Genomic DNA, 18705 nt, shown 5'->3' on the forward strand with positions numbered 1-18705 from the left:
ACCACCCCCCACTTCCCTCACGGAGGAATGTCGTGACGCAATCCCCCACCCCATCCCGGCCGAGAATCGTGGACCTCGGCGAGGTCGAGCCCAACACCCGGCGCGGCGGTGATCTGCGCGCCATGCTCACTCCGACGACGTGCGGTGCCACCAGCGGTTTCATGGGGCTGGCCATCGTGCGGCCCGGTGAGCGCATCGGCGAGCACTACCACCCGTACTCGGAGGAGTTCGTGTACGTGGTGTGCGGTGAGCTCCAGGTCGACCTGGACGGTGAGCCGCTGGCTCTGCGGCCCGAGCAGGGGCTGATGATCCCCAAGCACATGCGGCACCGGTTCCGCAATGTCGGCAAGGTGGAGGCGCGGATGGTCTTCCACCTGGGTCCGCTGGCGCCGGAGCCGCGGCTCGGGCACGTGGACACGGAGGGGCTGGCCGAGTCGGAGATCGCCGCGGCCGCCGCGGCGGTGACGGAGGCCGAAGCGGCGCTGAAGGGGTCCGCGGGAGCCGGGGCGGCGGTGGCGGCCGGGCCCACGGTCGCGGTCGCCGGCCGGGGGCAGGTGGGGTCATGAGCCGGCGGGTGGCGGTGACCGGCATAGGCATCGTCGCGCCGGGTGGCATAGGTGTGCCGGCCTTCTGGGACCTGCTGTCGGAGGGCCGGACGGCGACGCGGGGGATCACGTTCTTCGATCCGTCGGGGCTGCGGTCGCGGATCGCCGCGGAGTGCGATTTCGATCCGGCGGCGTACGGCCTCGGTCCCGAGGACGTCGAACGGGCGGACCGGTACATCCAGTTCGCGCTGGTGGCGGGGGACGAGGCGGTACGGGACGCGGGGCTGGACCTGGCCCGGGAGAACCCGTGGCGGGTCGGGGTGTCGCTGGGCACGGCGGTCGGCGGCACGACCCGGCTGGAGCACGACTACGTGCTGGTCAGCCATGGTGGTGAGCGCTGGGACGTGGAGGAGGGGCGGGCGGAGCCGCAGTTGCACCGGGCGTTCTCGCCGAGCACGGTGGCCTCGGCGGTGGCGGAGCGGTTCGGCGCCCAGGGGCCGGTGCAGACGGTGTCGACGGGCTGTACGTCGGGTCTGGACGCGGTCGGGTACGCGTTCCACACCGTGGAGGAGGGGCGGGCCGACATCTGCATAGCCGGGGCGTCGGACTCGCCGATCTCCCCGATCACCATGGCCTGCTTCGACGCGATCAAGGCGACCTCGCCGAACAACGACGACCCGGCGCACGCCTCCCGGCCCTTCGACAACAACCGTGACGGGTTCGTCATGGGTGAGGGCGGCGCGGTGCTCGTCCTGGAGGAGCTGGAGCACGCACGGGCGCGCGGCGCCCACGTCTACTGCGAACTGGGCGGCTACGCCACGTTCGGCAACGCGTACCACATGACCGGTCTGACCAGTGAGGGCCTGGAGATGGCCCGGGCGATCGACACCGCCCTGGACCACGCCCGGCTGGACCCGACGGCCATCGACTACGTCAACGCGCACGGTTCCGGCACCCGGCAGAACGACCGGCACGAGACGGCCGCCGTGAAGCGGGCGCTCGGGCAGCACGCGTACGGCACCCCGATGTCCTCCATCAAGTCGATGGTGGGGCACTCGCTGGGGGCGATCGGCGCGATCGAGGTGGTGGCCTGTGTGCTGGCGCTGGCCAGGCAGGTCGTACCGCCGACGGCGAACTACGAGGCCCCGGACCCCGAGTGCGACCTGGACTACGTGCCGCGTGTCGCCCGTGACCGGAAGCTGTCGAGCGTCCTGTCGGTGGGCAGCGGGTTCGGCGGTTTCCAGTCGGCGGTGGTCCTGACCCGGACGAGGGAGAGGTCACGATGAGCGAACCGCATGCGGACGGCGGCGCCGGGGACCGGCGGGCGGCCGTCACCGGTATCGGGGTGGTCGCGCCCAACGGCACCAGCACGGACACCTTCTGGAAGGCCACGCAGGAGGGCCTGAGCGTACTGGACCGGATCACCCGGGAGGGCTGCGGGCACCTTCCGCTGAAGGTGGCCGGCGAGGTCAGGTCTTTCGATCCGGCGGCGACGATCGAGGAGCGTTTCCTCGTGCAGACCGACCGGTTCACGCACTACGCGATGGCGGCGGCCGACTTCGCGCTGGACGACGCGGGCCTCGGCCAGGCGGACACCTCCGCCGATCCGTTCTCGGTCGGGGTGGTCACCGCGGCCGGTTCCGGCGGCGGCGAGTTCGGTCAGCGCGAGCTGCAGCAGCTGTGGGGCAAGGGCAGCCGGTTCGTCGGGCCGTACCAGTCCATCGCCTGGTTCTACGCCGCCTCGACCGGCCAGGTGTCCATCCGCCGGGGCTTCAAGGGGCCCTGCTCGGTCGTCGCCTCGGACGAGGCGGGCGGCCTGGACGCCCTCGCGCACGCGGCGCGGGCGGTGCGGCGCGGCACCGACACGATCGTGGCGGGCTCCACCGAGGCGCCGCTCGCGCCGTACTCGATGGTGTGCCAGCTCGGCTACGAGGAGCTGAGCCGGGAGACCGACCCCGACCGCGCCTACCGCCCGTTCACGTCCGCCGCCTGCGGGTTCGTGCCGGCCGAGGGCGGGGCGATGCTCGTCGTGGAGTCCGAGGGGGCCGCCCGCGCGCGCGGGGCGGCCGTACGGGCGCTGATCGCGGGACACGCGGCCACCTTCACCGGGGCCTCCCGGTGGGCGGAGTCCCGGGAGGGGCTCGCGCAGGCGATCCGGGGCGCGCTGGCGGAGGCGGGGTGCGCGCCGGAGGAGGTCGACGTGGTCTTCGCCGACGCCCTCGGCGTGCCGGAGGCGGACCGGGCCGAGGCGCTGGCGCTGGCCGACGCGCTCGGCGCGCACGCCGCGCGGGTGCCGGTGACGGCGCCGAAGACCGGCATCGGGCGCGGCTACTGCGCGGCGCCGGTGCTGGACGTGGCGGCTGCCGTCCTCGCGATGGAGCACGGACTGATCCCGCCGACGCCGAACGTGTTCGACGTCTGCCACGACCTCGACCTCGTGACCGGGCGCGCCCGGGTCGCCGAGCCCCGTACGGCGCTGGTGCTCAGCCGCGGGCTCATGGGGTCGAACTCGGCGCTCGTGCTGCGGCACGGCGCCACCGCGCAGTGAGCACAGCAAAGGAGGACACCACATGTCTGTCCAGATCACCGTGGAAGAACTGGCCGCGCTCATGAAGAAGGCGGCCGGAGTGACCGTCACCCCCGAGGCGCTGGAGGCCGCTTACGACTCCGGCTTCGACTCCCTCGGCGTCGACTCGCTCGGTTTGCTCGGCATCGTCGGGGAGCTGGAGAACCGCCACGACACCCCGATGCCGCCGGACGCCGAGCGCTGCAAGACGCCCCGGCAGTTCCTCGACCTCGTCAACAGCACACTGATGGCAGGAGCCTGACATGGCAGGACACACGCAGAACGAGATCACCGTCGCAGCCCCGCTCGACCTGGTCTGGGACATGACCAACGACCTGGAGAACTGGCCGAACCTGTTCACCGAGTACGCGTCGGTCGAGGTCCTCTCCCGCGAGGGCATGAAGACGACGTTCCGGCTGACGATGCACCCGGACGAGAACGGCACGGTGTGGAGCTGGGTCTCCGAGCGCGAGCCGGACCGCGACAGCCTCACCGTGCACGCCCGCCGGGTCGAGACCGGGCCGTTCGCGCACATGAACATCGTCTGGCGGTACGAGGAGGTACCGGCCGGCACGCGCATGGTGTGGACGCAGGACTTCGCGATGAAGCCGGACGCGCCGGTCGACGACGACTGGATGACCGACAACATCAACAGGAACTCGAAGGTCCAGATGGCGCTCATCCGCGACAAGATCGAGAAGGCCGCTGCGAAGAGCGCGAAGAAGCAACCCGCGCCGGCTGTGGCCGACTGAGCCGGGAAGGGACCGTACCGTGCACCAGGCCCTCATCGTCGCCCGCATGGCCCCCGGCTCCGCCCTCGACATCGCCAAGGTGTTCGAGGAATCGGACCGGGGTGAGCTGCCGCACCTCGTCGGTGTCCGGCGGCGCAGCCTCTTCCAGTTCGGCGACGTGTACATGCACCTCATCGAGTCCGAGCACGACCCCGGCCCGGCCATCGCGCAGGTGACCGAGCACCCCGAGTTCCGGGACGTCAGCGAGCGCCTGAAGGCGTACGTCAGCGCGTACAACCCGGAGTCCTGGCGGTCCCCGAAGGACGCCATGGCGCAGCGCTTCTACCTCTGGGAGCGCGACCGCGTCTGACGCGCGGGGTCTCCCGTTCCGGGCAGCCGCCCGGACGACCACCGGCCGCCGGGCCCGCAGCGTCGCGGGCCCGGCGGCCGGTCGTCGTGTGCTCCCGTGTCCGGTCAGCCGGGGACGTGGCAGTCGAAGGCGTGCAGGTACGGGTTGACCGGCTGGACCTCGTCGATGACGAGCCCGGCGCCGGTCAGCCGGCTCCGCATGCTGTCGGTGGTGTGCTTGGCGCCGCCGACGTTGAGGAGCAGCAGCAGGTCCATGGCGGTGGAGAACCGCATGGACGGGGTGTCGTCGACGAGGTTCTCGATGACGACGACCCGCGCGCCGGGACCGCCGGCCCGGGTGACGTTGCGCAGGGTGCGGGCCGTGCTCTCGTCGTCCCACTCCAGGATGTTCTTGATGATGTAGACGTCCGCCTCGACGGGCACGGCGTCGCGCACGTCGCCCGGCACGATCCGCGCGCGGTCGGCGAGGTCGCCGCCCTCGCGGAGCCGGGGCACCGCGTTCTCCACGACGCGGGGCAGGTCGAGCAACGACCCCTGCATCACCGGGTACTTGTCCAGCAGGCAGGCCACGACGTGCCCCTGGCCGCCGCCGATGTCGGCGACCGACTTGGCGCCGGACAGGTCCAGCAGGGCGGCGACGTCCCGCGCGGACTGCTCGCTGGACGTGGTCATGGCCCGGTTGAAGACGTCCGCGGATTCGGGGGCGTCCTCGTTGAGGTAGGGGAAGAACTCCTTGCCGTAGAGGTCCTCCACGACGTTCTTGCCGGTGCGCACGGCCTCGTCGAGGCGGGGCCAGGCGTCCCAGGTCCACGGTTCGGTGCACCACAGGGCGATGTCCCGCAGGCTGTGCGGGTCGTCCTCGCGCAGCAGCCGGGACATGTCGGTGTGCGCGAACGTGCCGTCCGCCTGCTCGGCGAAGACGCCGTAGCAGGACAGGGCGCGCAGCAGCCGGCGCAGCGGCTTGGGCTCGGCCTTCACCGTCGCCGCGAGGTCCTCGACGGCCATGGGGGTGTCCCCGAGGGCGTCGGCGACGCCCAGCCGGGCGGCGGCCCGCACGGCCGCGGCGCAGGCCGCCCCGAACACCAGCTCGCGCAGCCGCATGGGCGGCGGTGGGGCTGTCTCAGCGGCTCTCATCTGCCGTGCCTCCTTCTTGGGGTTCTTGGGCTTGCGTCGGTCCACGAGCGGCAGCGACCTGGCGGTCAGCACAGGCCCGAAGGCTTGGACGCCCGGCACGAGTTGTGCTCGAAGGCGTTGTTCTTGCCGCTGGTGTCGCCGTTGACGAGGTCGGCGGGGGAGTTGCTCTCCAGCGTGTTGTCGCTGATCTCGTTGTGGTCGCTGGTGGCGCCGACGAAGCTCTTGAAGAGCACGATGCCGCCGGACAGCGGGGAGCTGCCCGCGTTGCCGGTGACCAGGTTGTCGCTGACCAGGACCTTCTCGGTGCCGGTCAGCACGATGCCGGAGCCCTGCAGGGCGGGCAGCCGGTCGGTCTTCGGGCACGACTTGTTGTTGCCGGTGACGCGGTTGCCGGTCACGGTGAGGTCGCCGGCCTTGGGCTTGTTCTCGTCGCCGACGACGAACACGCCGGCGCAGTTGCCGGTGATGGTGTTGTGGGCGACGGTGAGGTCGCGCAGCCGGCGGACGGTGATGCCGATCCGGTTGTCCTCGACCCGGTTGTGCTCGACGATCGTCTGCCCGGCGTCGGTGGCGCCCGCCTCCTCCTTGATGGTGTTGGCGAGGAAGATGCCGGCGTCGCCGTTCTCGCGGGCGGTGTTGTGCCGGAACACGCCGTGCACCGAGCGCTCCTGGGCGATGCCCCAGACGCCGTTCTTGACGGCGTTCACGTTGCGGACGGTCATGGTGTCCGTCGCCATGCCGAACACCCCGGTCCGGCTGAACCCGGTCACGGTCAGGTCGGCGATGGTGACGCCCGCGACGTTCTTGTCCTTGGTGCCGACCACGCAGATGCCGTTGCCGCCGGCGGCGCAGCTCTTGGCGTCCTTGGCGGCCTTCGAGCCCTTGGTGTTCTTGGCGTTCTTGGCGGGCTTCTTCGTGGCGCTCGTGGTGTTGGTGCTGCTGGTGGTGCTCGTGGTGGCGGCGGGTTCGATGACGGTCCTCGGGCCCACACCCCGCAGGGTCAGTCCCGGGGTCATCACCTTGACGCTCTCGTGGTAGGTGCCGGGGGCGATGAGGACGGTGTCCCCGGCCTTGGCGGCGTCCACGGCCTGCTGGATCGACTGACCCGGACGGACCAGGTGGAACGCGTGGGCGTGGCCCGGCTGCGAGGACCCGGCCGGCAGGCCGGCGGAGGCGGTGGCCGCGGGGGCGGCGCCCAGTGACGCGCCGAGGAGGGCGGCGGCACACACGAGATACGAGATGTGGCATTTCGTCATATCGAGTACGGTATGACCGAGTCTGTCTCCGCCCCCCACGATCGGCCAACCAACGGCGTGTCACCCCTGGGCGCCCTCGCCCTCTCGCCCCCGTGCCCTCGCCCTCTCGGCCCACCGGGGCCGCCACCGGCCGGGCCGACGCCTCCCGTCCGCCGCATACTGGCCACGTGGACCTGGTCATACGAACCCGGCGCGGCCTGCGCACAGCGGCGGCCTACGTCCGCAGCGCCCCCGGCACCTACCTGTGGCTGGCCGTCCTCTTCGTCACCACGGTCGCCCTGCACCACATGTCCCCGCAGTTCGAGCAGCACTTCCTGCGGCAGCGCTCGACCAACATCCACGAGCTGTCCCAGAACCCGGTCCGCGTCCTCGTGGCCAGCGCGATGTGGATCCAGGGCGGCCACTGGCTGCCGTACGTCCTGCTGTACACCGTCTTCCACGCCCCCGCGGAGCGCTGGCTCGGCACCGCCCGCTGGCTCGCCGTCTGCGCCTCGGCCCACGTCCTCGCCTCCCTCATCAGCGAGCTGGCGCTGCTGGTGGCGATACACGACGGCATGGCCCCGCACTCGGCGGTCAACACCCTGGACATCGGCGTCAGTTACGCCCTGGCCGGAGTGATGGCCGTCCTCACGTACCGCATCCGCGCCCCCTGGCGGTACCTGTACCTCACGGCCCTCCTCGCCTACTACACCGTCCCCCTGGCCACCGACCGCACGTTCACCGACTTCGGCCACTTCCTGTCCGTACTGATCGGATTCGCCTGCTATCCATTGACCAGAGGCCCCGAAAAAGCACGGAATCCGAAGGAGACACCGGTCACCACCAGGGGTTAACGTCCCGCCCATGAGCAGCTGGGCAAGCAGTGCGGTGGGTACGGCCGGCGCGGTCAACGGCGGCGTCTCGTTCTGGTACGCGGACGACGGCCTCCCCGCCGTCCGGGAACCCCTCGCCGGGGACGCGAGCGCCGACGTGGTCATCGTCGGCGGCGGCTACACCGGCCTGTGGACGGCGTACTACCTGAAGAAGGCCGCCCCCTTCCTCCGCGTCACCGTCCTGGAGCAGAAGTTCTGCGGCTACGGCGCCTCCGGCCGCAACGGCGGCTGGCTCTACAACGGCGTCGCCGGCCGCGACCGGTACGCGAAACTCCACGGCCACGAGGCCGCCGTACGCCTGCAGAAGGCGATGAACGACACGGTCGACGAGGTGATCCGCGTCGCCGAGGCGGAGGGCATCGACGCCGACGTGCACAAGGGTGGCGTCCTGGAGGTCGCCACCACTCCCGCCCAGCTCGCCCGGCTGAAGGCGTTCCACGAGCACGAGCTGTCGTACGGCGAGAAGGACCGCGAGCTGTACGGCGCCCGCGAGACCGCCGAACGCATCCGCGTCGCCGACGCCGTCGGTTCCGCCTGGACCCCGCACGGCGCCCGCCTGCACCCGGTGAAGCTCGTCAAGGGACTCGCGGCGGCCGTGGAGGCCCTCGGCGTCACTATCCACGAGTCGACGCCGGTCACCGAGATCCGCCCCAAGCACGCCGTCACTCCGTACGGCACCGTCCGCGCCCCGTACATCCTGCGCTGCACCGAGGGCTTCACGGCCGCCCTCAAGGGCCAGAAACGCACCTGGCTCCCCATGAACTCCTCGATGATCGCCACCGAGCCGCTCACCGACGAGCAGTGGGCGTCGATCGGCTGGGAGGGCCGCGAGACCCTCGGCGACATGGCGCACGCCTACATGTACGCCCAGCGCACCGCCGACGGCCGGATCGCGCTCGGGGGGCGCGGGGTGCCGTACCGCTTCGGCTCCCGCACCGACAACGACGGCCGCACCCAGCAGGCCACCGTCGAGGCCCTCCACGACATCCTGACCCGTTTCTTCCCCGCCCTGGCCGGCGTCCGCGTCGCCCACGCCTGGTCCGGCGTCCTCGGCGTCCCGCGCGACTGGTGCGCCACCGTCACCCTGGACCGCTCCACCGGCCTCGGCTGGGCCGGCGGCTACGTCGGCTCCGGCGTCGCCACCACCAACCTCGCCGCGCGCACCCTCACCGACCTCGTCCAGCAGGACTCCGGCCAGTCCGGCCCCACCGACCTCACCGCCCTCCCCTGGACCAACCACAAGGTCCGCAAATGGGAACCCGAGCCCCTCCGCTGGCTCGGCGTCCAGTCCATGTACGCCACCTACCGCTCCGCCGACCAACAGGAACGCCGCCACCCCAGCACCACCTCCTCCCGCCTCGCCCAGGTGGCGGACCGGGTGTCGGGCCGCCACTGAAACCCCCGATCCTAGGCACGGGTTGCGTACGAGAAGGCACGAGATGGGGCCCGGCTTCGCGCTGTGGTTCGTCAACTGCCCGGGGCGGAAGTCCCGGGCTCGCACAACGTGGCATCACTGGCGGTGATGTCGCGTTTGCGTTCAGCCCCGGCCCGCGGGCGTGGGGCAGGGGCCGTTGGCTGGGCCCCGCTTCGCCACAACGTCCACGCGCGTGCGCGGATGTTGCGGGAGCCGTTCCGGTCCGCGTGATCAACGAATCCGCAGGTCCGGCACGCGAACCAGGCTTGCGAGACCCGGTTCGCCCTGTCGATGTGCCCGCACTCGGCGCAGGTGCGAGAGGTGTACGCCGGATCGACATACACCACCGGCACCCCCGCCCGCCGGGCCTTGTACGCGATGAACTGCCCCAGCTGGGCGAACGCCCAGCTGGAGTGGGTGGCCCGTTGGGGCTTTCGAAGCCGTACCCGCTCCCGGATGCCCGTCAGGTCTTCGAGGGCGATTCCGCGACCGGTGCGTTCAGCCTCGGCCACCACATGTTTCGCGATCTTGTGGTTGATGTCCCTGGCCCGCCGCGCCTCCTTACGGCGGCGTTTCTTCAGTCGGCGCTTGGCGGACGGGGTGTTCTTCTTCTGCAGCTTGGCGCGCAGGCCGCGCTCGCGAGTGCGGATCCTGTTGAGGTCGCGCCCGGCCATGATCTGCCCGTCGGAGGTCGTGGCGATGTTCACGATCCCGAGATCGATCCCGAGGAAGTCCACCGGATCGGTGTTCAGGGGCGTCTCCGGGACGTCGCAGGTGGCGTTCAGGAACCACTTGCCGTCCCGGCAGATGAGGTCGGATTCGCCCTTGCGGTGCAGCACGAGTGTGGCCAGTTGTTCCGGTGCGGCGGTGAAGGCCACGTTCTTCATCCGGCCGCCGGTGGTCCAGAGCGACACCGCGCGTTCCGCGATCTGCCAGGAGAGCATCCGGTCGTCGAACGGCTGCGCACCGCAGGGCCGGAAGACGACGGGCTTCCCCGTGGCATGGCGATATCGGGCCGAGCCGGGACGGCCAAGGCATCCTGACTTTAGGTTCGCCCTGAGCGTGGCGTAGGCGTCGCAGGTCTTCTTGATCACATGCTGGGCCGCCTGGGCGCCCAAGCTCCAACGCGACTTCACCTGCTTGTAAGTGCCCTTGCGTAGGGCGAAGTTCTTGAACTCCCCACACTCGAAGGCAACCTCACTCACCCACGTGGCCGCCTCGTTGCAGGCACGCAGGGTCGCCTCCAGAGCCGCCGCCTGCACGGGCGTCGGCAGCAGCCTGACCTGCACCACCAGCTTCACGATCACCGAGCCTAAACACCTATACGACACTCCACCGCACGTTCCGCAGTCACCACCCCATCGAGTGAAATCCGCGCTCCGAGGGCGAAGGACCCGGCCACTATGCGGCCGGACGTACAAAGTGAGATGCCGGGGACGGCCCGCTCGCCCAGCTGGGCCGGTCACACGACTGAGCGGTGCTCAGGGCACCGGTTCCGGCATCGGGGCGTCCGTCGGGGCCTCGTGTTTCGGGGCCTTCGCGGTGACCATCAGGCCCGCGACCAGGCCGGCCAGCAGCATCACGGCCGCCGCCCACCAGATGGCGACGGTGTAGCCGTGCACCACGCCCACCGGCACGACCGTGGCCCGGTCGGCCGGATTGTGCAGGTGGGCGGCGATGTACGCGGCGCTGCTGGTGGTGGCGATCGTGTTGAGCAGGGCCGTACCGATGGAGCCGCCGACCTGCTGGGCGGTGTTGACGGTCGCCGAGGTGACCCCGGAGTCGCGGGGCGCCACCCCGGCCGTGGCCGTGGCGAACACCGGCATGAAGGTCAGGCCCATGCCGAGGCCGAGCAGGAGCAGCGCGGGCAGGACCTCGGTCGTGTACGACGAGTGGACGGTCATCCGGGTCAGCAGGAGCAGGCCGCCCGCCGCGAGCAGCATCCCCGGCACCATCAGCAGGCGCGGTGCCACGTGGTGCAGCAGCCGGGCCGAGATCTGCGTGGACCCGATGATGATCGCGGCCGTCAGCGGCAGGAACGCCATGCCCGCCCGGACCGGCGAGTAGCCGAGGATGACCTGGAGGTAGTAGGTCATGAACAGGAACAGGCCGAACATGCCGATGATCGCGAGCATCATCGTCAGGAAGCAGCCGGAGCGGTTGCGGTCCCGGACGATGTGCAGCGGCAGCAGTGGGCTCGGCGCCCGGTTCTGCCACCACACGAACACGACGAGCAGCAGCACACCGGCCGCGAACAGCGCGAGCACCAGCGGGTCGGTCCAGCCGCGGGGCTGGGCCTCGCTGAAGCCGTAGACCACGGCGACGAGCCCGCCGCAGCCCAGCAGCGCACCGGGTACGTCCAGCCGGGCCTCGCGGTGGCCGGGGCGGTCGTGCAGCAGCGAGAGCGCGCCGAGGACCGCGATGACGGCGATCGGCACGTTGACGTACAGGCACCAGCGCCAGTTCAGGTACTCGGTGAGCAGCCCGCCGAGGATGAACCCGATCGCGGAGCCGCTGCCGGCGAGGGCGCCGTAGATCCCGAACGCCTTGCCACGTTCCCGGGGGTCGGTGAACGTCGTCGTCAGCAGGCTGAGCGCGGACGGCGCGAGGACGGCCGCGAAGACGCCCTGCAGCGCACGCGCCCCGAAGAGCATGCCGGAACTGTTCGCCGCGCCGCCGATCGCGGAGGCCACGGCGAAGCCGATGAGCCCGATGACGAAGGTGCGTTTGCGCCCGGCCAGGTCGGCGATCCGGCCGCCCAGCAGGAGCAGGCCGCCGAAGGCGAGGGTGTAGGCGGTGATCACCCACTGGCGGTTGGCGTCCGACATGCCCAGGTCGTGCTGCGCCGAGGGGAGCGCGATGTTCACGATCGTCGCGTCCAGGACGACCATCAGCTGGGCGAGGGCGATGACCACCAGCCCCCACCAGCGATGGGGATCGGCTCCTCCGTCCCGCGCCGCTCCGGCGGCATCCGCGGGCCCGGTGACCCCGTCGACAGATTCACCCGTTCGGCCGATTCTCACCTGGCCAGAAGACCACGAATCGGTACATATCGCCTCCCCGCTCGACCGGCGCCTGGTCATGGCTCCAGCACCTCCTTCTCCACACGTCGCGGGCTCGCGCTCCCGGGTTCCCCGGTGACGAGGGCGACTCCTGCCGTCTCCGGTGACGTCAGGCACGCCTGAGGGTGACCTCAGGCACGCCTGAGATCGAGGGCGGCCCGGCCGAGGATCAGCGACACGGCGGTGACGGCGCTGTTGAAGGACACCTCCGACAGCACACCGGGCGCCGCGACCTCGTCCCCGGCGAGATACACCCCGTCGCCCCGGTCGACCGCCGGCCGGTCCCGCCAGCTGCTGCCCGGCAGGTCCACGGCCCCCGTACGCCCGCTCGCCACCGACTCCCGCCGCCACACCACCCGCTCCCGCCACCCGCCGAACCCGAGGTCGAGCAGCTCCTCGGCCCGTACGACCCCGTCCTCGCGCCCCTCGCCCGGCCCGACGGGAATCTGCCCCTGGACCAGCTGCTCCCCGTCCGGCGCGAGGGACCGGTCCTGCGCGGTGAACCGCTCGATCCACCCCGGCGCGTCCAGATCGGAGACGACGAAGGCGTCCCCGCGCCGGGTGCGCAGGGCGAGATCGACCAGAACCGTCCGTCCCCCGATCCAGCGCAAGGAATCGTCGCCGAGCAACCGCCGGGCGGAGGCCAGGGAGGTGGCGACGACCACGGGCGCACCGGCCGGCACCTCGTCGACCCGCGCCAGCGTCTCGATCCGCACGCCCAGGTTCCAGGCCCGCGCGGCCATACGGTCGATCACGCTCGCCCAGCCCCCGAGCGGGTAGTGCGCCTCGGGCGGCAGCGAGGCGGCCCGGCGCAGCCGCTCCTGCACGAACGCGGCGGACAGCGCACCGGGGTCGTGGTGGAACAGGGCCACGGCCGCGTAGTTGGCGGCGGCCCGAGCCCCTTCCTCCCCCGCGATCCCGGTGGCCCAGCTCAGGAAATCCCGGTCGACCGGCGCCCGCTCGACCCTCCGGCGCAGCAGCTTCAGCATGGCGAACGGCGGGGTACGACGCAGCACCCCGTGGTGCCGCAGCCGGAACCGGCCGGCCTCCAGCGCCGGCACCCGCCCGACCGGCCCGACCAGCTCCCGCTGCCGCAGCCACGCCCAGTGCGGGCCGCGGTCGTAGAGCGCGTGCGGCCCCTCGTTCGTCCGGTACGGCCCCGGCGAGGTCCGGGCGCGGCCCCCGAGCGTGTGGTGCGCCTCGTACACGGTGACCTTGGCGCCGGCCTCGGCGGCGGTGATGGCGGCGGTGAGTCCGGCGAACCCGCCGCCGACGACGGTGATGCGATGCATGGCCTGAATCCCTCCTGGGCGCTTACGCATCTAGACCGCCCGACCCCACCGAAACGTGACATCGCCTACCCGCCTGAAGGAATCTCCGCAGGCCACAGCGGATTGTCAGTGCCGAAGGGCACGATGACCCCATGGCGAGACGAACGGCAGCACGACCGACGGCAACCTCGGCGAACACCGGACCGGCACAGGTCGCCCCGGCCCGCCGCCCGGAGCTGCGCCTGCCCCCGCCCTCCCCCTGGCCCGGCGCCGAGCTGGAACCGGACGGCGACTACGACGGCCTGGAGTTCCGGGACGCGGACCTCTCCGGCCACGACGGCGCGGGCGCCCGCTTCATGGACTGCGCGCTGACGGGCTGCGCCCTGGACGAGACGGCACTAAGCCGGGCCCGGTTCCTCGACACGGTCCTTACCGGCATCCGGGGCGTCGGCACGAACCTGGCGGAGTCGACGTTCCGCGACGTCGAAGTCCTCGACCCCCGCCTCGGCGGCACCCAACTCCACGGCGCCGTCCTCGAACGGGTCGTCATCCGCGGCGGCAAGATCGACTACCTGAACCTCCGCGAGGCCCGCCTCAAGGACGTCGTCTTCGACAACTGCGTCCTCGTCGAACCGGACTTCGCCGGCGCCCACCTGGAACGCGTCGAGTTCACCGACTCCGCCCTGCGCGGAGCCGACTTCGGCGGTACGACCCTGAAGGACGTCGACCTACGCGGCGCGTCCCCCCTGGACATCACCCGAGGCCTGGACCGCCTGAGAGGCTCGGCCATCACCCCGGCCCAACTACTGGACCTGGCCCCGGCCCTGGCAGCGGAGCTGGGCATCAAAGTCCTCCCCTGACCCCCCATGGGGAGTATTGGGCCAAACCCCGCGCCCGTGAACCAACGCCAAGAACGCAGCCAGCGCCTCGTGCCCGGAGTCGACCATCGGCTCTCCTTCCTGTGTGCCGGGATGATCAACGAGTTACGCGGCCGCGAGTTGTGCCCAGACGAACTTGCCCCGTTTGCCGAATCTTGCCGAGGGCTGCCAGCCCCAGTGGTCCGCGCACGCCTTGACCAGGCCCAGGCCCCGGCCGTCCTCCAGCTCGGCCAGCTGCGCGAGGGACTTCGGTGGCTCGGGAGGTGCCGGGTCGGTGTCCCACGCGCCGATCCACACCGCGCCCTCCTCCGTGCGGCGCACCCTGAGCGCGGCCGGCCCCTTCGTGTGCCGTACGGCGTTGGACACCAGCTCCGCGGCGAGCAGTTCGGCCGTGTCCACGAGCCCGATCAGACCGTGCAGGGTCAGGATCAGACGCAGGGTGCGGCGGGAGACGGTCACGGCTCTGAGGTCGTTGGGGATGTAGAGGGTGTAGTCCCAGGTTTCGGGCATGCGGCATCAACTCCGGTGGTGTGAGAGGGGAGAGGGCGCGCGGTGGCATTGCCGCGGCCGCCTTGGCAGGGCGGAGCGGTGCGCTTCCAGCGCGTGAGCAGTACGTCACTGACGGTAGATCTAAATATAGGGACGCAGCAAGCGGGTCCCGTAATCTGACCCCGAACGAGTCACGTGAGCCGGTGTGTTGGGAGACCCAATCGATGGTGAAGAGGCGTGAGCCGACGGCCCGCCAGATGCGGCTGGCGACCGAGTTGCGCAGACTGCGAGAGGCCGCGGGGTTCAACTCCCGGCAGGCGGCCGAGCTGCTCGGTGTGGCGCCCGCGCAGATCACCCACATCGAGTCCGGGCTCGCGGGCGTGAGTGAGCAGCGACTTCGGCGGCTTGCCTCTCATTACGCCTGTGCTGACAGCGAGTTCATCGAGTCCCTGGTCGCCATGACTACCGATCGGACACGCGGGTGGTGGGAGGAGTACCGGGGACTTCTGCCGACCTCGTTCCTGGACCTGTCCGAGTTGGAGTACCACGCTCGCTTCTTGCGGCACGTGGCCATCCTCTACGTGCCGGGCCTGCTGCAGACGGAGGACTACTCCCGGGCCGTCTTCTCATCCAGGTTGCCCGAGTTGACTGCTGACGAGCTTGAACTGCGGATCCAGCACAGAAAGCGACGCCAGCAGTTCGCCGTCCCCTATGAAGCCGTGATCCATGAAGCGGCACTGCGGATCAGGGTCAGCGACCGGTTGAGCGCCAAGACCCAACTTCTGCGACTCCTCGAACTCTCCGAAGCGGACCACATCACGGTGCGTGTCATCCCCTTCGACCTGGACGGCTTCTCCTGCGCCGGGAGCGCCATGACGTACGTGGGCGGCGCTGTGTCCAGACTCGACACCGTGGTTCGCGACGCGCTGCACGGCTCGGCGTTCATCGACTCCGAGGCTCAGCTCACCACCTATCGAACGAGTTTCCGTAAGGTGGAGGCCGCGTCACTCGACCCTGGGCAGTCGCGTGAATTCGTCCACAGGCTGGTGAAGGAGCTGTGAGGTCTCTCATGGGTAACTGGCGGAAGTCCTCCTACTCCGGCCCCGGCGACGGCAACGAATGCGTACAGGTCGCCCCCACCCCCACCCACATATCCCTCCGAGACTCCAAAGCCCCCGACCGGGCCACCCTCACCTTCCCCACCGCCTCCTTCGCCCCCTTCCTCGGCTTCCTCAAAGGCGCGCCCGGGACCTGCCTCCGTACCCCCCGTCGAGCCGCCCGCGTGGCCGTCGTGGACCCGGCGGGAGCCGTTCTGCTGTTCCGGTACGACAACGTGGAGGTCGGGGTTCACTGGTCGCTGCCCGGAGGCGGGCTGGAGGCCGGGGAGACCTCGCGCGAGGGAGCCCTGCGGGAGCTGGGGGAGGAGACCGGGTGGACCGACCTCACCCCCGGCCCACTCCTGTGCACCTGGGAACACGACTTCACGCACGTCGGCCTCCCCGTCCGCCAGCACGAGCACGTCTACGTCACCCCCGGACCGCACCGCGACCCCGCCGGGCCCGGTGTGGCGGCGGCCCAGGAGGCCGACGGCATCCTCACCTGGCGTTGGTGGAGCCGCGCCGAACTCGCCGAGGAGCGCGAGCCGGTGTGGCCGCCGGGGCTGGCGCGGCTGCTGGACGCGTGGGAGGGCTGAGGCGGCGGTGGAGTGGGGGGCGCTGGCCGGGACCGGGATCGGTGCGCTGGTCGGGGTCGGGTCGACGCTGCTCGCCGACCGGGTGCGCTGGCGGCGGGAAGACACCGACCGTGCCCGGCGGGAGCGGCGGGACATGTATGTCACGTGCCTGACCAAGTACCGGCTGGCCTATGAGGACATGCATGCGGCTGCCGGCGCCCACCGGGACGCCCCGTCGGCCGAGCGGGAGTCGGCGGTGCGTACGGCGTTCCGCGCCTCGGGCTGCGACGAGGTCCGGGAGACCGCGCTGATCTGCGCGCCGGAGGCGATGTCGGCGGTCATCGAGGACGTCTACGCCTCCCTGCGGGAGCTGCTGGAGGCGTTCGCCGCAGGGGAGCCCGCGCTCGGGCACACCGGAGTTCGAGGAGAGCCGGCTGCGGCACGCGCGGGCCGTGTGGGCGGCCCGCGCGGCGATGCGGGAGCAGCTCGCCCGGCGTGACGTGTGACGCCGTAGCGGTCGAGCGCGCTTAACCGGGTGGACACAGTGCGTACGCCTTACGCACACCGTTCGCATAACGGAATTCGTGTCGCGGCATTCGGACACGACAAGGTAAAAAGTTGTCGGGCCTCTGTCAATTCAATGCTCACCGGTGTCACTCTCTCCCCGCCGCCGCAACGAGTTGCACCCCCCTCCCACCTGTGTCTCGACACCCCACGAGACCGGTCCGAAGGAGATCGAGTGAGCCAGCAGCCCCACGCAGCCCACACCGCCCCCACCTCCCGCACGTCCCGCGGAACCGCGGCCCGCACCCGGGCCGCCGCCCTGATCGGCTCGGCCGCGATGGTCGTGCTCGCGCTGCAGAGCGGAGCCGCCGCCACCGCCGCCCCGGCGCCCACCCCCGGCGCCTCCACGCACACCCTCGGCGCCATGGCCGTACCGTTCACCGCGTCCGCGCGGGCGCACGCCGTCAAGGCGGCCCAGGACGCGGCCGGCGCGACCGCGCACACGCTCGGGCTCGGTGCCCAGGAGAAGCTCGTCGTGCGGGACGTCGTCAAGGACGCGGACGGCACGGTCCACACCCGCTACGAGCGGACGTACGCCGGCCTGCCCGTGCTCGGCGGCGACCTGGTCACCCACGTGGCCAAGAGCGGCCACCTCAAGAGCGTGACCAAGGCGACCACGGCCCGGATATCCGTGCCGACCACCTCCGCCGCCGTCACCGCGGCGAGCGCGAAGAAGTCCGCGCTGAAGGCCGCCGACACGGCGAAGCAGAGCGTCTCCACCTCCCGCAAGGTGATCTGGGCCGCCGGCGCGAAGCCCGCCCTCGCCTACGAGTCCGTCGTCAAGGGCGTCCAGGCCGACGGCACCCCGAGCGAGATGCACGTCATCACCAACGCCACCACCGGCAAGGAGATCTACTCCTACCAGGCGATCGACACCGACACCGGGACCGGCAGCAGCCAGTACAGCGGCACCGTCTCCCTCGGTACGACCGCCTCCGCCTCCGGTGGCTGGGACCTGATCGACGGCGGGCGCGGCGGCCACAAGACGTACGACCTGGGCGGCGGGACGAACGGCACCGGCGCCCTCTTCCACGACGCCGACGACACCTGGGGCGACGGCACCGTCAACAACCGCCAGACCGCCGCCGTCGACGCCGCCTACGGCGCCGCCGTCACCTGGGACTTCTACAAGGCGGCGTTCAACCGCAACGGCATCGCGGGCGACGGCCGCGCCGCCTACTCCCGCGTCCACTACGGCAACTCCTACGTCAACGCCTTCTGGGACGACAGCTGCTTCTGCATGACCTACGGCGACGGCTCGAACAACGCCGACCCGCTGACCGCCCTCGACGTCGCCGGCCACGAGATGAGCCACGGCCTCACCGCGGCCACCGCCGGCCTCAACTACCGCGGTGAGTCGGGCGGCCTGAACGAGGCCACCTCCGACATCTTCGGCACGGCGGTGGAGTGGTACGCCAACAACTCGTCCGACAAGGGTGACTACCTGATCGGCGAGAAGATCGACATCAACGGCGACGGCACCCCGCTGCGCTACATGGACAAGCCCAGCAAGGACGGCGGCTCCGCCGACTACTGGTCACGCAAGGTCGGCCGCCTCGACGTCCACTACTCGTCCGGCGTCGCCAACCACTTCTTCTACCTGCTGTCCGAGGGCAGCGGCGCGAAGACCATCAACGGGGTGAACTACAACTCCCCGACGTACGACGGGTCCACGGTCACCGGCATCGGCCGGGACAAGGCCGTACAGATCTGGTACAAGGCCCTGACCACGTACTTCACCTCGACCACCAGCTACGCGGACGCCCGCACCGGCACCCTGCAGGCCGCGGCCGACCTGTACGGGTCGGGCAGCGCCGAGTACAAGGCGGTGGCGGCGGCCTGGACCGCCGTCAACGTGAAGTAACCGCAGACAGCGCTCAGG

Annotated in this window: 18 protein-coding genes and 2 pseudogenes; 14 read left to right on the forward strand and 6 right to left on the reverse strand. The window is 71.0% G+C overall.

Going from position 1 to position 18705, the window contains the following annotated elements:
- Positions 1–68: 68 nt before the first annotated feature.
- The 6 genes from DBP14_RS19025 to DBP14_RS19050 are packed head-to-tail and all read left to right on the forward strand — an operon-like array spanning position 69 to position 4212.
- Positions 69–566 (forward strand): cupin domain-containing protein, encoded by a 498-nt coding sequence (locus DBP14_RS19025; RefSeq protein ID WP_129311956.1) that lies wholly within the window; start codon positions 69–71, stop codon positions 564–566.
- Positions 563–1831: a beta-ketoacyl-[acyl-carrier-protein] synthase family protein gene (locus DBP14_RS19030; protein WP_129308360.1), complete on the forward strand. Its 1269-nt coding sequence runs from the start codon at positions 563–565 to the stop codon at positions 1829–1831. The genes DBP14_RS19025 and DBP14_RS19030 overlap by 4 nt, the downstream gene beginning before the upstream one ends.
- A complete protein-coding gene (locus DBP14_RS19035; RefSeq protein ID WP_129308361.1) occupies positions 1828–3093 on the forward strand; it encodes a beta-ketoacyl synthase N-terminal-like domain-containing protein in 1266 nt (421 codons plus the stop codon). The genes DBP14_RS19030 and DBP14_RS19035 overlap by 4 nt, the downstream gene beginning before the upstream one ends.
- 22 nt (positions 3094–3115) lie before the next feature.
- Positions 3116–3373, forward strand: coding sequence for an acyl carrier protein (locus DBP14_RS19040; RefSeq protein WP_129308362.1), 258 nt, complete (start codon positions 3116–3118; stop codon positions 3371–3373).
- 1 nt (position 3374) lies between these two features.
- Entirely contained in the window at positions 3375–3863 is a 489-nt protein-coding gene (locus DBP14_RS19045) for an SRPBCC family protein (protein WP_129308363.1), read from the forward strand.
- Between the two features lie 19 nt (positions 3864–3882).
- Entirely contained in the window at positions 3883–4212 is a 330-nt protein-coding gene (locus tag DBP14_RS19050; protein WP_129308364.1) for a TcmI family type II polyketide cyclase, read from the forward strand.
- Positions 4213–4316: 104 nt separating this feature from the next.
- Here DBP14_RS19050 and DBP14_RS19055 read toward each other — a convergent pair whose 3' ends face one another.
- Positions 4317–5345, reverse strand: coding sequence for a methyltransferase (locus DBP14_RS19055; RefSeq protein WP_129308365.1), 1029 nt, complete (start codon positions 5343–5345; stop codon positions 4317–4319).
- Positions 5346–5410: 65 nt separating this feature from the next.
- Positions 5411–6601 carry a right-handed parallel beta-helix repeat-containing protein gene (locus DBP14_RS19060; protein ID WP_129308366.1) on the reverse strand — a complete coding sequence of 397 codons (1191 nt, stop codon included), beginning with the start codon at positions 6599–6601 and terminating at the stop codon, positions 5411–5413.
- Positions 6602–6768: 167 nt separating this feature from the next.
- On the opposite strand from DBP14_RS19060, the gene DBP14_RS19065 reads away from it, so the two are divergent.
- A complete protein-coding gene (locus DBP14_RS19065; protein ID WP_206739300.1) occupies positions 6769–7434 on the forward strand; it encodes a rhomboid-like protein in 666 nt (221 codons plus the stop codon).
- A gap of 10 nt (positions 7435–7444) precedes the next feature.
- Positions 7445–8869: an FAD-dependent oxidoreductase gene (locus tag DBP14_RS19070; RefSeq protein ID WP_129308367.1), complete on the forward strand. Its 1425-nt coding sequence runs from the start codon at positions 7445–7447 to the stop codon at positions 8867–8869.
- A 71-nt stretch (positions 8870–8940) separates the two neighbouring features.
- On the opposite strand, the gene DBP14_RS19075 is transcribed toward DBP14_RS19070, so the two are convergent.
- The 3 genes from DBP14_RS19075 to DBP14_RS19085 all read right to left on the reverse strand — a co-directional run bounded on the left by DBP14_RS19075 (position 8941) and on the right by DBP14_RS19085 (position 13271).
- Complete coding sequence (locus DBP14_RS19075) at positions 8941–10188, reverse strand: RNA-guided endonuclease TnpB family protein (protein ID WP_129311958.1); 1248 nt, start codon at positions 10186–10188, stop codon at positions 8941–8943.
- Positions 10189–10368: 180 nt separating this feature from the next.
- Positions 10369–11802: an MFS transporter gene (locus DBP14_RS19080; protein WP_277752714.1), complete on the reverse strand. Its 1434-nt coding sequence runs from the start codon at positions 11800–11802 to the stop codon at positions 10369–10371.
- 278 nt (positions 11803–12080) lie between these two features.
- On the reverse strand, positions 12081–13271 hold the full coding sequence (locus DBP14_RS19085) for an NAD(P)-binding protein (protein WP_277752715.1): 1191 nt from the start codon (positions 13269–13271) through the stop codon (positions 12081–12083).
- 101 nt (positions 13272–13372) lie between these two features.
- Between DBP14_RS19085 and DBP14_RS19090 the strand changes: the two genes are divergently transcribed.
- On the forward strand, positions 13373–14080 hold the full coding sequence (locus tag DBP14_RS19090) for a pentapeptide repeat-containing protein (protein ID WP_129308370.1): 708 nt from the start codon (positions 13373–13375) through the stop codon (positions 14078–14080).
- Between the two features lie 123 nt (positions 14081–14203).
- On the opposite strand, the gene DBP14_RS19095 is transcribed toward DBP14_RS19090, so the two are convergent.
- Complete coding sequence (locus DBP14_RS19095) at positions 14204–14608, reverse strand: ATP-binding protein (RefSeq protein ID WP_129308371.1); 405 nt, start codon at positions 14606–14608, stop codon at positions 14204–14206.
- Between the two features lie 203 nt (positions 14609–14811).
- Between DBP14_RS19095 and DBP14_RS19100 the strand changes: the two genes are divergently transcribed.
- The 5 genes and pseudogenes from DBP14_RS19100 to DBP14_RS19115 all read left to right on the forward strand — a co-directional run bounded on the left by DBP14_RS19100 (position 14812) and on the right by DBP14_RS19115 (position 18687).
- Entirely contained in the window at positions 14812–15648 is an 837-nt protein-coding gene (locus DBP14_RS19100; RefSeq protein WP_129308372.1) for a helix-turn-helix transcriptional regulator, read from the forward strand.
- An 8-nt stretch (positions 15649–15656) separates the two neighbouring features.
- Positions 15657–15824: pseudogene (locus DBP14_RS36930) on the forward strand (DUF397 domain-containing protein); the annotation flags it as partial.
- 21 nt (positions 15825–15845) lie between these two features.
- Positions 15846–16280 (forward strand): annotated as a pseudogene (locus DBP14_RS19105) (NUDIX domain-containing protein); the annotation flags it as partial.
- A gap of 7 nt (positions 16281–16287) precedes the next feature.
- Entirely contained in the window at positions 16288–16758 is a 471-nt protein-coding gene (locus tag DBP14_RS19110) for a hypothetical protein (RefSeq protein ID WP_129308373.1), read from the forward strand.
- Positions 16759–17100: 342 nt separating this feature from the next.
- Positions 17101–18687: a M4 family metallopeptidase gene (locus DBP14_RS19115; protein WP_129311960.1), complete on the forward strand. Its 1587-nt coding sequence runs from the start codon at positions 17101–17103 to the stop codon at positions 18685–18687.
- Positions 18688–18705: the final 18 nt, after the last annotated feature.

The sequence above is a fragment of the Streptomyces sp. L2 genome (genome assembly GCF_004124325.1).
In the GTDB taxonomy this organism is placed as follows: Bacteria; Actinomycetota; Actinomycetes; order Streptomycetales; family Streptomycetaceae; genus Streptomyces.